The 13,272-nt window shown below is 50.4% G+C and carries 12 protein-coding genes; 2 read left to right on the top strand and 10 right to left on the bottom strand.

Annotated features, from left to right (window positions below; translation table 11 throughout):
• Nucleotides 1-6: 6 nt before the first annotated feature.
• Entirely contained in the window at nt 7-339 is a 333-nt protein-coding gene (locus QJQ48_RS04655) for a hypothetical protein (protein ID WP_346290030.1), read from the bottom strand.
• A 554-nt stretch (nt 340-893) separates the two neighbouring features.
• Between QJQ48_RS04655 and QJQ48_RS04650 the strand changes: the two genes are divergently transcribed.
• The gene (locus QJQ48_RS04650; RefSeq protein WP_346290029.1) at nt 894-1,298 is read left to right on the top strand and encodes an alr0857 family protein; all 405 of its coding nucleotides are present in this window, start codon (nt 894-896) and stop codon (nt 1,296-1,298) included.
• 82 nt (nt 1,299-1,380) lie between these two features.
• On the opposite strand, the gene QJQ48_RS04645 is transcribed toward QJQ48_RS04650, so the two are convergent.
• Nucleotides 1,381-2,211: a CPBP family intramembrane glutamic endopeptidase gene (locus QJQ48_RS04645; protein ID WP_346290028.1), complete on the bottom strand. Its 831-nt coding sequence runs from the start codon at nt 2,209-2,211 to the stop codon at nt 1,381-1,383.
• 39 nt (nt 2,212-2,250) lie between these two features.
• Nucleotides 2,251-2,643 (bottom strand): AbrB family transcriptional regulator, encoded by a 393-nt coding sequence (locus QJQ48_RS04640; protein ID WP_346290027.1) that lies wholly within the window; start codon nt 2,641-2,643, stop codon nt 2,251-2,253.
• Between the two features lie 817 nt (nt 2,644-3,460).
• Between QJQ48_RS04640 and QJQ48_RS04635 the strand changes: the two genes are divergently transcribed.
• Complete coding sequence (locus tag QJQ48_RS04635; protein WP_346290026.1) at nt 3,461-3,679, top strand: chlorophyll a/b-binding protein; 219 nt, start codon at nt 3,461-3,463, stop codon at nt 3,677-3,679.
• 2 nt (nt 3,680-3,681) lie between these two features.
• Here the strand turns inward: QJQ48_RS04635 and QJQ48_RS04630 are convergent, their stop codons facing one another.
• The 7 genes from QJQ48_RS04630 to QJQ48_RS04600 form a co-directional block, all read right to left on the bottom strand.
• A complete protein-coding gene (locus tag QJQ48_RS04630; RefSeq protein ID WP_346290025.1) occupies nt 3,682-5,145 on the bottom strand; it encodes a trypsin-like peptidase domain-containing protein in 1,464 nt (487 codons plus the stop codon).
• A gap of 154 nt (nt 5,146-5,299) precedes the next feature.
• Entirely contained in the window at nt 5,300-6,907 is a 1,608-nt protein-coding gene (locus QJQ48_RS04625; RefSeq protein ID WP_428843024.1) for an NAD(P)H-quinone oxidoreductase subunit 4, read from the bottom strand.
• A 271-nt stretch (nt 6,908-7,178) separates the two neighbouring features.
• The gene (locus QJQ48_RS04620) at nt 7,179-9,254 is read right to left on the bottom strand and encodes an NAD(P)H-quinone oxidoreductase subunit 5 (protein WP_346290116.1); all 2,076 of its coding nucleotides are present in this window, start codon (nt 9,252-9,254) and stop codon (nt 7,179-7,181) included.
• A 344-nt stretch (nt 9,255-9,598) separates the two neighbouring features.
• The gene (locus QJQ48_RS04615) at nt 9,599-10,948 is read right to left on the bottom strand and encodes a hypothetical protein (RefSeq protein ID WP_346290023.1); all 1,350 of its coding nucleotides are present in this window, start codon (nt 10,946-10,948) and stop codon (nt 9,599-9,601) included.
• 141 nt (nt 10,949-11,089) lie between these two features.
• The gene (locus tag QJQ48_RS04610; RefSeq protein ID WP_346290022.1) at nt 11,090-11,632 is read right to left on the bottom strand and encodes a hypothetical protein; all 543 of its coding nucleotides are present in this window, start codon (nt 11,630-11,632) and stop codon (nt 11,090-11,092) included.
• 190 nt (nt 11,633-11,822) lie between these two features.
• Entirely contained in the window at nt 11,823-12,620 is a 798-nt protein-coding gene (locus tag QJQ48_RS04605; RefSeq protein WP_346290021.1) for a ChaB family protein, read from the bottom strand.
• Between the two features lie 129 nt (nt 12,621-12,749).
• Nucleotides 12,750-13,064: a sll1863 family stress response protein gene (locus QJQ48_RS04600; RefSeq protein ID WP_346290020.1), complete on the bottom strand. Its 315-nt coding sequence runs from the start codon at nt 13,062-13,064 to the stop codon at nt 12,750-12,752.
• Nucleotides 13,065-13,272 lie beyond the last annotated feature (208 nt).

Below are 13,272 nucleotides of genomic sequence, written 5' to 3'. Positions count from 1 at the left end.
CTAGAGCTAGTCGAGGCTATGACGGCTGAGAGGCACCAGCTCCCCGGTGACGGTTAGACCCAGCAGCATTGGACTTTGCGGGGCGATCGCCGCTCCGGTTAGAGCGCAGTGCTCCTCTTTCTGGGCGATCGCCTCTAAACTGGCTCGAATATCTTGGCGCTCCACCGTCGGCTGCAAGTCCTCTGACTTTTGCTCCACATAGCGCCAAAGGATATCTCGGATCAACGCCTGATAGCCACGATTGCCAGCGATCGCCTTTAAGCGCTCCTTCAAATCTCGCTCTAAGCGAATGCTGGTCACTTCCATATCGGTCGTTGACGGTCGAGATAAAGTTGGCATGGGGTGGTGCACCTCCTAAAAAAATTGCTATAACTCTATAGTTCCAGTCTAGGCAAAATCGTGCTACAAATGTAGTATTGAAAGTACTAAATTAATGCCTCGATATTCAAAGCTTCATGTCTGGAATTGAATATCAGGTCAGTGTATTTATTTTTTAGCAGTTCTTACGGCCATATTTTAGGAGTTCTCGTGTTAAAGCAGTTGTTCACAAGTCAGCAAAGCGCGATCGCCCGTAGGTTGGGCAATCGGCCACTTGTGATGGGAGCTGTGCTGGAACTCACTACGTGGCTGCACTCCGCTAGCTTTAGAAATTGGCCTCAGTACAGCCTCTCAGCGGGCACCACCGGGATAGATCTGCCTATTAAAACTGGCAGACATCGATCTTTAACTCGAAGCGGGCGGCCCAGCCGCAGGAGCCTCATTAGCTCTTTTAGCTGAGACACTTTCAGTCTTACTCAGCTCCCGCTTCTTCCGAGGCGGGGGCTTTCTATTCGCTATAGCAATACTCAAGCCACTGCCCTGCAAAGTCTTTTACTCTTTTCAGGACTTCGTTCATGCTGAAGATAACCTATACCGAAAGTGGCCTGTACTTGGAGCGGTTGGCGCAGACAGCCGCAGCCTTTCTGTCTCAGCGGACAGCGCTTAACTGGCAAATGGAGTGCGACTGCATCGTGCAGCGAAGCTACGGTGCCTTTTTACTCTCAGCCCATCTCCCTGATCTAGAGCAGCTTATGAGCATGAGTCAGCAGCTCAATTCTTCCCAAATTAGCCTCTCTGCTGGTGACTGCGATGTGATGGAAGTTAGCCTTCAAGGCTACTGGCTCGCTGAGCAATCCCACAGCGCAGAAGGCATTTTGGTTGCGGAACTGCCGGTTCACCTAGAGATTTTGCTACTCAGACTTTGGCAGATTTCTCAAAAGCAGATGCGGGCAAAGTCTGCCCAAGGAAAACTGGGCTAGCAGTGCGGGCATCGCCCGCGTTTATATTGAGCAATCTGCCACAACATCCAAATCCCCTTTGATCTTGACTATCTGCGGACTGCTAGAGCTGCCAAAGCACCCCTGCCGTAGCCAGCATTAGCAAAATTGTCATCAGGCCGGTTAGAGGCTGTCCGGGACGACCAACCAACCAGGGCTTACTTTTCACGGTCGGCCTAAAAACTGCGGCTGTATCTAAGCTGGCAATGCCCCAAACCCAGCCAGCATGAAGCCCCCAGGCTAAGCCGAGCTGGCCGCCATCGGCCCAGCGAGCCAGGGCCAGCACCATCCCCATCAGCCACAATCCCGGCAGTTGGGGCACATTTTCTCGCCCCTCCCAAACCAGATGTAGCAGAGCAAAAATACCGCTGGCGATCGCCGCTGTTAAACCCCAGCCATAAGACTGATGGAGCTGATTGAGCAAGAAGCCGCGAAAGACAAGCTCCTCCGTCCAGCCAATCCACAAGGCCAGCAGCAAGAGGGGCAAAACAACCTTCGCTAGCGATGGTAGCGTTTCTGCCTGGGTAGTGGAGGTATCAGAGCGATCGCGGCCGGTTTTGCCGGTTAAGGCAATCCAGCCCAAAGCCCACTGAATCAGCACCAGTAACCCCAGGCCCGCCACTGCTAAGGCTAAACCCGCAAGCAGCGAAACTAAGAGCGATCGCTGCCACACCATACCGTAAGTCGCGAAAGAACTGGCGTTCACCCTAGTAGCGCCCCAAACGACTAAGGGAGCTAAAAGATATAGGGAAGCCAGCAGCGGCAACTTTTGAGCAGCCTCAATTGGCTTACCTGGTCGCCACTTAACCACAACGGCTACAGGAATTGCCAGCGGCAGCCAAAGTCCGCCCCAAACCACAAAGAAAAGAAACGCCTTAACTACAGCAGAATCCATTCTTTAAACCTGAGCTAGCTAGCTGAAAACGCTAAAGAGTTATTCTTCAGCAACAGCCGTTCCATCGCTATCAAGCTGAATCAAATGAATATGCTTGTAACCTAGCTTAATTTCAAACTCGTCTCCTGGCTTTAGACCCATTTCTTGGGTATAAGTAGAACCAATTACAATTTGACCGTTTTTATGAACGCTGACCCGGTAGGTCGGTTCACGGCCTCTACCATCTTTAGCACTTTCCGGATTTAAAGTGATGCCTCTCGCCGCTAATAGCGCATCGTAAAAATCAGTCAGGTTAACTCTCACCTGTCCGTCTTTTGTCACGCTGTAATAGCCGCACTCTCTAGCCGTTTCCTTTTTAGAGAGGTGGGAAAGATCTTTAACTTTCTGTAATAGCCCTTTACCTGTCAAAGGGGCTGTTTTGGTTTCTGCCATTGAATCAAAAAAATCCTTCTCTTGATACTCAACGTAAGGGGAAAAATTGCAATAAAACCTCAAGCTCTTGTAGTGAACTATTGGTTTACGGGCATTTTTTACCGAATTAAAGCGAAATATTGTTGCCGACAATGGAACTTATTATAGACATTCCTAGCACATTTGTCATAGGGAACAATATCCTAAAGTCAGCGACTAACTAGCAGCAAAGCTATAAAATTTAAGCTATTGTAGGGTCAAATCGCAGCCGATTAAGGCTGAATCATATCACGGAAGAAATCATACTTGTCAAGCAACTTTTTCGGCTGGTTAGAGCAATTTCAAGCTGTTTTAGCAAAAAATAAGCTGCTTTTCTAAATGATTGTGCTCAGATTAGCTCTGCTAAGACAGAAAAGCATTAGGGCAGGACTAATAATATCTGCTATCAGCGGGCACTTTGATCAATCAAGTTTGCTAGGACGGCTATCGGCGCTGTAAAGCTAAAGCAGGGAAGAGAGGCTGGCTAAAACGAAAGAATATTGCTTCAGCAGATTCTTGTCGTCTTTGCTTTTTTGCCCTCATGGCCAATCTAGCTCCGAGCTGATTTACCCAGTGGGAACTTAGATTTTTGGGGCTAGATACTCAATAAATCGTAAAGCTTTGGAGCAATCGGCTGATTAACAATATTAGACTTGTCTACTAGCAGCCGCTATTTAATGCTATTGCTGAAAATGTTTACCGCTGAGATAGCCGCAAACCTTAACCCGACATTGACGATTGAAATTCAGAGTCTAGAGCAGTTAGGGTAGGATAGGCAAGCAGCTATTGAGAAGAGCAAATGTCTCAGGATAGGCAAGAATTGGCAACACCAGAACAGGCCGCCGAACACCCCAACGGGGAGGCGCAATTGGCAGAACAGCCTCAGCCAGCTTTTGGGTGGACAGCTTATGCCGAAATGCTGAATGGGCGATTTGCCATGATTGGCTTTGTCAGCTTATTGCTGTTGGAACTCATCACTCATCAAGACTTTTTTACCTGGTTAGGACTGTCCCGCTGAAGCTAGCGAGCCGTGAGACGATATTGTCCCTGTCCGCCGGCTGCATAAGCGTTGGCGATGACCCGATAAGTCCCGCTAACTGGCAGGGTGGTGACAATACGAGCGTTGAAGTTGCGATCGCTGATGTTATTGTTTTCAGCTACGACGCTGCCGTCCGGAGCCACCAGCAGCAGATAGGGATTGAAGTCCGAACTTTGTAAATCGATAGTGACAGACTGGCCGCTGCTGCCTTGGAACGTGTGTTCGTCATAATAGGTGCGATCGCTTAAAACCTGATCGCCTTCAGCTAAAGCGCCCTGCACCTGCAGCAGGTAGTTTCCTGAGCGGTTCTGAGCCTGATTTCGAATCTGCCCGGTGGATGAAACCCGAATTTGGTAACGGCCTGCTTCGGCAGGGGCATAGGAATTGGCCAGAACTAGATAAGTACCGCTGGTGGGCAGCGTAGCGCTGAGCTTGGCGTTAAAGTTACCGCCGCTATCGTCATCTTGACCAACAGTGCTACCGTCTGGGGCCACCAAGATTAAAAAGGAGTCGATTTCGCTGCTGCGCATTTCAACGGTGATCGGCTGTCCGGCGTTGCCCTCAAAGGCATAAACATTGAAGTAGCTGTTATCTACAGGCAGCACATTGCTGTTGCTGTCAAGCTGGCCACTTACAACTGGGCCATCGACGCTGATCGTAGTAGGGGGCTGATCGCGCCGACCTAACCGCATGGATCCCGTCGCTGCCTGAGCCGCTGTTCCTTGCTCTACCGCTGTTAAAAAGGGCTGTATCTGCTGAATATCAATCGCAAAGCCGATACCAATACTGCCGCCATTAGCGCCGGTAGTAAAGATAGAAGTATTGACGCCAATGAGTTCTCCCTGGCTGTTGAGCAGCGGCCCGCCAGAGTTCCCCGGATTGATTGCCGCGTCAGTTTGAATCAGACCCCGCTCACTATCTAAGCGACTGACGATGCCGACGGTAAATGTCCCCTGCAGGCCAAAAGGATTGCCGATAGCAAAAGCTCGCTGACCAACCTGAACTGAGTTAGCCGCTGCTAAAGGAATACTGGGAAAAGTAGTACCATTGCCGCGTAGCTGAATAGCGGCGACATCTAGACCGCGATCGCCATAGCCCACCACATCTCCCTGAAACTGTCTGCCGTCTTCAAGGCGCACGGTGACGGTTCTAGCATCACGGACAACATGGGCGTTCGTCAAAACCAGGCCATCCGACGAGATCAGGCTGCCGCTACCAGAACCTTCGCCCGCATCAATAGCGACCACGGCGGGACTCGCCTGCCGGTAAACTCGAATACTTGTCTGCTCGTCTGCCGCCGACTGGGCCAAAGCAGCGGGGATGGGGGGAATAGCTGCAGATTTGAGTAAGCTACTGGGCGCGATCGCGCTGATGATATTGAGGCCCAAAGCTGCCCCTAAGGCTACCGCAGGAGAAACGATTAACGCAGGATATAAACGCGACATATGACTAGAAATCTACAGACTGACAGGTCACGGCAGGCAAACAGGGCTTAGCGGGTCTAGTTTGCAAATACCTTTTCATTTTAGAAGACGACAAAAGAACCTCGGAAGTTTAGGGACACTTCCGAGGCTGTCATGGTCTACTAAAGACTAGGGGTTAAGGTTTGAGACTAGGAGCCTGAAATGGCTGAATGGCTGCTAGCGGTCCGGCAGGCGTAGAAGTATCCGCTATTTCTAGCGCCTCTTCCCGCAGCCGGGAGGTAATAGCCAGGGTTTTAGCGTCGTAGACCTGAGTCAGCAGCTTAGGATACAAACCAAAGCCAATGATGGGAACTAACAAGCTGGCAATAATAAAGACTTCGCGGGGTTCGGCGTCTATAAGCACCTCATGCTCAACCAGTTCCTGATTTTCAGGGCCGTAGAAAATTTCTCGCAGCATTGACAGTAAGTAGATAGGCGTCAAAATCACGCCTACCGCCATCAAAATGACGATCAGCAGCTTGAAGGTCGTGCTGTAGGCATCACTCGTGGCAAACCCGACAAACACCATCAGCTCTGCGACAAAACCGCTCATGCCCGGCAATGCCAAAGAGGCCAAAGAACAGGCCGTAAACATGGCAAAGATCTTGGGCATCTTTTTACCAACCCCCCCCATTTCACTCAGAATCAGGGTATGGGTGCGATCGTAAGTAGCGCCTACCAGGAAGAACAAGCTGGCCCCGATCAAACCGTGGGACACCATCTGCAAGACGGCACCGCTCAGACCCAGATTAGTAAACGAAGCAATCCCGATGATGACAAATCCCATGTGGGAAATAGACGAATAGGCAATCTTCCGTTTGAGATTGCGCTGTGCCCAAGAGGTCAGGGCCGCATAAATGATATTGATGACTCCGAAAATGACTAATACCGGCGCAAAATAGGTATGGGCCTCCGGCAGCATTTCCACATTCATCCGAATCAGCGCGTATCCGCCCATCTTCAGCAGGATACCCGCTAACAGCATGTGTACCGGAGCAGTAGCTTCACCATGAGCATCAGGCAGCCAGGTATGGAGCGGAAAAATGGGCAGCTTTACCGCATAGGCAATCAAAAAAGCGCTATAGAGCAAAAGCTGTAGCTGCAGCGGAAAATCCTTAGCCATCAGGGTTGACATATCAAAGGTGATAGTGTCGCCGTAGAAGGCCATTGCCAGCGCTGCCACCAGAATAAATAAAGAACCGCCTGCCGTATAGAGAATGAACTTGGTAGCCGCATAGAGACGGCGCTTGCCGCCCCAAATAGAGAGCAGCAGATAGACCGGAATTAGCTCTAATTCCCACATCAGGAAAAACAGCAGCATATCCTGCACGGCAAAGACGCCGAGCTGACCGCTGTACATCGCCAACATCAGAAAATAGAACAGGCGCGGCTTCAGCGTCACGGGCCAAGATGCCAAAATTGCCAAGGTGGTAATGAAGCCCGTCAGCAAAATCAGCGGCATGGACAGACCGTCTGCGCCCACAGACCATTTCAAATCAAGCTGGGGCACCCAGGTATAGCTCTCGACTAGCTGTAGACCTGGATTGCTGAAGTCATAGTTGTAGTAAAAAGCAATGACGATCAAGACAAAATCAATCAGACCGACGGTCAGAGCGTACCAGCGTAGCCGATAGGCCGTTTTCTTCTGTTCGGCCTCGTCACCTTCAGCCGGAAAAAACGGAATTAACAGAGCCGCCAGGATCGGAAAGAAAATGACTATTGATAGCCAGGGTAAATTGGCAATATTCATATCCAAATGCTTTTAAAGCAGTTAATTTCAAGAACAGCTAGCTTAAAACAGAGCAACTTGACTGAGATTAATGCTGGGTTTGGCAGAAATGCGGCCCCCGTTCAACAAAACTTTTCTCAGAGAAAAACAGTCGCCAACGGAGCCAAGCTTAGGGTGAAGCGCTATCCAGGAGCTACCCAGAGCACTATAGAAGAGAATTTCTGTTTGGCCGTAGAAACTGAAGACTTTTTACAGAATGCAGTGCGGCCAAACAGAAGTGATTAGCTTAGGTTAATCCTGAAACTAAAACCAGCCCTAGCACAGCCCCAAACACAATCAGGGCGTAGAACTGGGCTCGACCATTTTCGAGGTACTTTAGGCCCTCACCTGTAACTAAGGTGACAAAGCCCGCCAGATTGACGATGCCATCGACAATGCGAACGTCAATTTCTAGGATTTGCTTAGCTAGATTACGGCTGCCCTGGACAAAAACGGTGTCGTAAATTTCGTCGATGTACCATTTGTTCAGAGAAAGCTTATAAAGTGGCTCAATCTGCTTGGCGATCGCACTCGCATCAATCTTGCCAGAGAGATACATCAGCGAGGCTAGGGTAATGCCAATCAGCGCGATCCCCACCGAGCTGCCACCCATAATCAAAAATTCACTCCAGTCAAAGGCTTCAGCGGACTCAGCCACCTCGGCGATCGCCTCAGCATGGGGATGAATGAACTCTTCAAAGTAGTTAGCAAAAGGGGTACCGACCAAACCAATCAGCATTGAAGGCACCGCTAGAGCCATCAGCGGCAAAGTCATCGTGAGCGGCGACTCATGGGGCGATTCGCTGTGATGACCGTGCTCCTCATGGGCTTGAGCTTCTTCTGCCATGACTAATTCTTGCGGGTTCATCGCGCCGGGGCCTAAAGAAAGCCCCATCCGCTGCAGCTTTTCGTGCTGGAGCTGTTGGCGAATCCCTTTGTCGTTACCGCGAAAAGGCCCTTCAAACGTGCTGAAATACATGCGGAACATGTAGAAGGCCGTCGCTCCGGCAGTGAGCCAGCCCACCAGCCATAGCACCGGGCTAACCGCAAAGGTTGAGCCGAGGATTTCATCCTTCGACCAGAAGCCAGCAAACGGCGGAATGCCGCAAATTGCTAGCGTTCCAATTAGGAACGTAATCGCCGTGATGGGCATATACTTGCGCAGGCCGCCCATCAGCCGCATGTCTTGAGCCAAGGCCGGGTCGTGGCCCACCACGTCTTCCATGCCGTGGATCACTGAGCCGGAACCCAAAAACAGCATGGCCTTGAAGTAGGCGTGAGTCATCAGGTGAAAAAGGCCAGCGCCGTAAGCGCCAACACCCATAGCCATCACCATGTAGCCCAACTGAGACATCGTGGAGTAAGCCAGTCCCTTTTTAATGTCGTTTTGGGTAATAGCAATGCTAGCGCCCAGAAAGGCAGTAAAGGCACCTGTCCAGGCCACAACCGTCATAGCGCTGGGAATTTGCTCGAATACCGGAAACATGCGAGCAATGAGGAAAACGCCCGCAGCCACCATTGTGGCCGCATGAATGAGGGCTGAAATTGGCGTGGGGCCTTCCATTGCGTCGGGCAGCCACACATGTAGCGGAAACTGAGCTGACTTGGCAACCGGGCCTAAGAAAACCAGCACTGCAAAGATGCCAGCCCAGGCTAGGCTCAAGCCGCCTGACTGGACTAGCTCTGTGAGGCGATCGCCCATCAGGTCAAACTCAAAGGTACCCGTGGCCCAAAACAGCGCCAGGATACCCAGAAGTAAGCCAAAGTCGCCGACTCGGTTCGTCACGAATGCCTTTTGACAAGCATCCGCGGCTGCGCCTCGGTTGTACCAAAAACCAATTAGCAGGTAGGAACACATGCCCACCAGTTCCCAAAACACGTAAACCTGAATTAGGTTAGGGCTGACTACCAGACCCAGCATAGAGGAACTAAACAGGCTGAGATAAGCATAAAAACGAACATAGCCGGGATCGTGAGCCATGTAGCCATCGGTGTAAACCATGACCAAAAAGGCCACAGTTGTGACGATGACCAGCATCAAGGAAGCCAGATGGTCAATGGTGTAACCCATCGATAGCTGGAAGTCCCCTGCTGAAGCCCACTCAAACATCTGAGTGTAGGGCGCATGGCCTTGAACCTGACTCCAAAAAAGAGCACAAGATAGCACCATTGCCGCTCCAGTCAGCGTCACAATAAACGCAGAGCTGACTTGCCGTAGCTGACTGGTAAGTTTGCTATAAGAAATGAGGCCAATGCCTAGAACCATCGCGCCCAAAAGGGGCAGTACTGGGACTAGCCAGGCATATTGATAAAGAGTTTCCATCGAATCCATTGCCTACTCCAAGTGTCTTCGCCGAGTTGGCAAAACCGCCTACATTGTTACACACCCGCAATACAATATTTCTCTGGCGTGAGACGTATTGAGAAATGTAACGAGGCGATTTTCAAAAATAGCCCGCTCTAGATGGCAATCCGGGCAACTATCCTTTTAACGGCTTAGCATGATCCCCATTTTGGGGGTTAGACCAATTCTAAGCAAAACTTTACATTTTTGCTCCGCTGACGGAAGTATTTAATTATTTACTGGCGTTGATTCTGAGCTTGGTAAAGATATGGATAAGCCTTCAGCTTTACAGACTGAGCAACATCAAATTCAGCAGCCTAGAGCTAAGATTCCGATGGTAGGCTATTGAGCTGAGCTAAAACCCATTTCTGCAAGTTTTGAGCTTGTTCATAGAAAGTCGTATTTCTTCTCACCTGGCTTAGATGATTCAACATGGCCTGTAGTTCACCCCGTGCTTTGCTGGGATTAGTTGAGCCTAGGTTCTGAGACAGGAAATCTTCTTGTTTTCGCTGGGCTAAGCTGAAAGCCTGAGCCGCAGATGCTTCAATTTGAATCCATTCTTCTACAATGCCTAAGCTGTCTTTGTATTCGACTAAAAGGCTTTGAGCTGCGGCATAGTCTGGATTATCGGACGGTATTTCTTCGAGCCGAGCGATCGCAGTTTTCCACAAACTAGCAATTTGACGCCAAGTGGCTTCAGAGTGGGGCAGATTTTGCCCCTTTTGCGCGGCTTTTTCGGCAAACCCTTTGGCGACTTGAATAAATCTGGTTGCGCGATCGCCACCTACGGTCAATCCTGTAGAGGCTTCATAGTCCCGCTCGTAGGCTGCTAGCTTGGTGCGAGCCGACTGACCTGCTAAAGTTTCTGCCGGAATTTCCCGCAGCAGATCCATTCCCAGTTGCCAAGCTGTCAGCGCCGCCGTTTCCGCCTGAAGCGTTTCTGCTGTTTGGTAGCTAGCCTTGGCTTCTTCAACAGCCTGCACAGCCTCTTCTAAAAGCGTTTGGGCATTGTTGAATTGAAAAATTTTAGCTTCCATACGGCCAATTGCTTTGCGGGCCGCAACAAACTCATCGTAGGTGAACTGCCAGGCACAGCTAAACAAAGTGCAGTAGCGCTGGGGATAATAGCCTAGAAACCAAACCGGCAGGCGATCGAGCTGCTCCTGAGCGGCAGCCACTTTTTCCGCGCCTAACTCAATATCCCGTGGACTGGTTGCTTGATTCACTAGCTGATCGGCTTGTTCGACCAAAGAAATGGCCTGCCGATAGCTGTAATCCATTTGCATGAAGCTAGGCAGCAGCACGATAGGTGCTACGCGGGCAACGGGCCAGCGAATCATGGGATAAGGTAAATTCAGGATCCAGATACTTCCGGCCAGCACCGCTGTCCCTAGCAGTCCCCCGCCGACGCAGCCTAGCTTGTATCCAACACGGCTAGGAGGACGGTTGGCTTTTGCAGCCTGCTTCAATACCTTTTTGCTGAAGTCTGGAAAAATATCGCTGACGACTTCGCTCATTTCGGCCAGCGTCAGCGGTGCCCCGTCCTGAGTTCTAAACTTATCGAGTCGTCGTAAAACAATGTCTTGACGGACCTGCTCTAAAGGATTGTGGGTACACAGTCGTTTGACTTCGGCGGCTAAGATATCAAATGCGCGATCGCTCAGACGCGGCATAGTAAGTAATTAAAGTGGGGAAAGAATTTGAAGTGTCGTAGAGTATCTTCAACCTGACTAGCAGTGATTTCTTAAAAGTTACCGACTTCTTTTAGCCATCAGATAATATCGTCAAAGCCCTACAGGACAGATTATGCCCGTTTAGATGCTGGCAGCGATCGCTTCAAGCGCTGGCTGCTGCGATCGCGCCTGATAGCGATCGCCATTGAAAGCGAGTTCAAAGCGCTGTAGCTTATCTGCCTCTAGCTGTAACACCTCTAATACGGGCAGTCCAGCCTGGACTTCACCTGTAGCCCGGATCATAGCTTCTGCCGAAAAACTAGATTCAATATAGCCATACCAAACCTGCTTGAAGCCGCTCGATTCGTCAGCGGTATAAATCATGTGCAGACAGCCTGACTCATCGCAGAGCAAAGAGGGGTTAGCCGTGGCTGTCGTCTCAGACTTAACAATATAGATGGGGGCACGGTTGCCCACTGCGATCGCCTGAACGCTGGCCTGCTCTAAACTGACGGGCGTATCGGCTAAAAAGTTGGCTTCAACATGCTCAATTAGCTGAGAGGCCATCTGCGGATTGCGGGTGCGGAGTTGCCAGCTAGAGGCAGTTGCTTCTCCCAGCGAAAAGTTGGAAAGCAGGGCAAAACTAGCGGTGGCAATTCCAGCATAGATGAACTTGGCGTTCATATTATCTGTATTCTCCTCTGTGTCTTCAATTGCGGCGGGCAGTTAAAGATCAACAGAGCCACCTAAATAAAACAAATTGCGGCGTGAACTCATTGCGGTAGCGGACGTTTTAATCGGCCTTAGGTAGCACAGATCTTTAACTCGTGAGACAGGGCTAGCCTTGATCTAAAGCTAGCCCTATCCTGGGTTTCTAAACAGCGGCAGGTGACTTCCAAACACCGTCATCGTCACGCTCAAAGTCTGACTCGACCTGGTGCCACGCCTGAGACATTGCCTGAGCACTGTCTTGACTCTGCTCAAGCTGACTGCGGTAGGTCTGAACAAAAGTCTGCTGAGCATCCTCTGAGAGATGGGCGCGGATTTCCGGTGAGAGATCGGCGGCTGACTGAATCTGCTCTGCATTCTCGCGGGGAATCTTCATGTCAGTGCAGGCTAAGATTTCTTCGCCGCCCGCCTTTTGTAGGAGAGATTCCACGCTGTCAGATTCCGCCTTGGGCACCTCAGCAACTAGCAAAAATTCGCCTGCCTTGAGCCGGGTTTCATAGATCGCCGCCTTTTCTTCCGGCATTCCTAAGGAAGCAAGGGCTGAAGCCAGGCTGCCGCCCGTTCCTCCTGCGATCGCACCCGTTACAGCTCCTAGCAGCGCAGCGCCCAAGGGGCCAGCCGCCACGACGGAGCCAACAAAGGGAATAAATAAAACCCCTACTCCGGTTAGCAGACTTAAAAATGAGCCAAAGAGTGAGCCAAAAATAGCCCCATTCTTAAGCCCGTCTAGAATCAATCCTTTGCGGGTAACAAAGCCAGAGATACGGCTTTCAGATTGAAAATTGCGACCCACAACTGAGATGTCGTCTCTCGCAACGCCTTTGTCTAGCAGTTGCTGGACTGCTTCCTTGGCCTTGGCATCTGTCTCAAAAACGGCTGAGACGGGACATATTGAGTTGCCTGCTTGGTTCTGATCGGTTGTGGTCTGACTTGCTGCAGCCATAAATAATGTAGTCTCCTATCTAAAAATTGTTGAAAAAATGGGAAAAGTTACGAACAAAATGTTCGCAACTTAACTCAATAAGACTTTAGATGAGGGAAAACCTACATCACTCACTAGGCAGAGCCTAAACTACTGCTTGAGAGAGTTTTCCAACTTTGCGATCGCCGATTGAAAGGCCGTTCCCAAATCTGTCCAAGCTTGTTCAAATCCACGCTGCACGTCTTCCCAAGCAGCTTCACTTGCCTGCTGCAGCTCCTCTAGCTTAACTTGGGCGGCATCTCGCTTCGCTAAAAGTTCTTCCGCCTGGCTATTGTATTCAACAGCGGTTTCAGCTCTTGCCTTGTCGGCTTTGGCCCGATATTCGGCAATCTGAGCGTTGATTTTGTCTAGCTCAGCTTTGACCTTATTTTGATAAGCCTGACGCGCTTCCATTGATGTTGCCATCGCTATTTCCCCCTGTAGAGTTTTGAAGTTAGGGCTTGCTGCTTTGCTGAATGCTCTGCCTCTGACAGACACAAAACACTAGAAATTCAAGCTAAAGTTCAAAGCAGTAGCTCCAGCCTAAATCTAACCAAAGACAACAGCCTTTTACCTCTATAGAAGGTGCCAACTGACAGCCTCAAAATACAACAAGGCGCGCTATGGCTTATAT

Origin of the sequence: Sphaerothrix gracilis Ecp01 (assembly GCF_030405905.1) — a bacterium.
Classification (GTDB): Bacteria; Cyanobacteriota; Cyanobacteriia; order Phormidesmidales; family Phormidesmidaceae; genus Sphaerothrix; species Sphaerothrix gracilis.
The sequence above is the reverse complement of the archived record's forward strand: the minus strand, read 5'-3'. Positions and strand labels throughout refer to the sequence as shown.

Excerpts from the sequence above, each read along its gene's own strand:
- QJQ48_RS04655 (WP_346290030.1), bottom strand. The coding sequence starts at position 339 with ATGCCAACTTTATCTCGACCGTCAACGACCGATATGGAAGTGACCAGC.
- QJQ48_RS04650 (WP_346290029.1), top strand. The coding sequence starts at position 894 with ATGCTGAAGATAACCTATACCGAAAGTGGCCTGTACTTGGAGCGGTTG.
- QJQ48_RS04645 (WP_346290028.1), bottom strand. The coding sequence starts at position 2,211 with ATGGATTCTGCTGTAGTTAAGGCGTTTCTTTTCTTTGTGGTTTGGGGC.
- QJQ48_RS04640 (WP_346290027.1), bottom strand. The coding sequence starts at position 2,643 with ATGGCAGAAACCAAAACAGCCCCTTTGACAGGTAAAGGGCTATTACAG.
- QJQ48_RS04635 (WP_346290026.1), top strand. The coding sequence starts at position 3,461 with ATGTCTCAGGATAGGCAAGAATTGGCAACACCAGAACAGGCCGCCGAA.
- QJQ48_RS04630 (WP_346290025.1), bottom strand. The coding sequence starts at position 5,145 with ATGTCGCGTTTATATCCTGCGTTAATCGTTTCTCCTGCGGTAGCCTTA.
- QJQ48_RS04620 (WP_346290116.1), bottom strand. The coding sequence starts at position 9,254 with ATGGAAACTCTTTATCAATATGCCTGGCTAGTCCCAGTACTGCCCCTT.
- QJQ48_RS04615 (WP_346290023.1), bottom strand. The coding sequence starts at position 10,948 with ATGCCGCGTCTGAGCGATCGCGCATTTGATATCTTAGCCGCCGAAGTC.
- QJQ48_RS04610 (WP_346290022.1), bottom strand. The coding sequence starts at position 11,632 with ATGAACGCCAAGTTCATCTATGCTGGAATTGCCACCGCTAGTTTTGCC.
- QJQ48_RS04605 (WP_346290021.1), bottom strand. The coding sequence starts at position 12,620 with ATGGCTGCAGCAAGTCAGACCACAACCGATCAGAACCAAGCAGGCAAC.
- QJQ48_RS04600 (WP_346290020.1), bottom strand. The coding sequence starts at position 13,064 with ATGGCAACATCAATGGAAGCGCGTCAGGCTTATCAAAATAAGGTCAAA.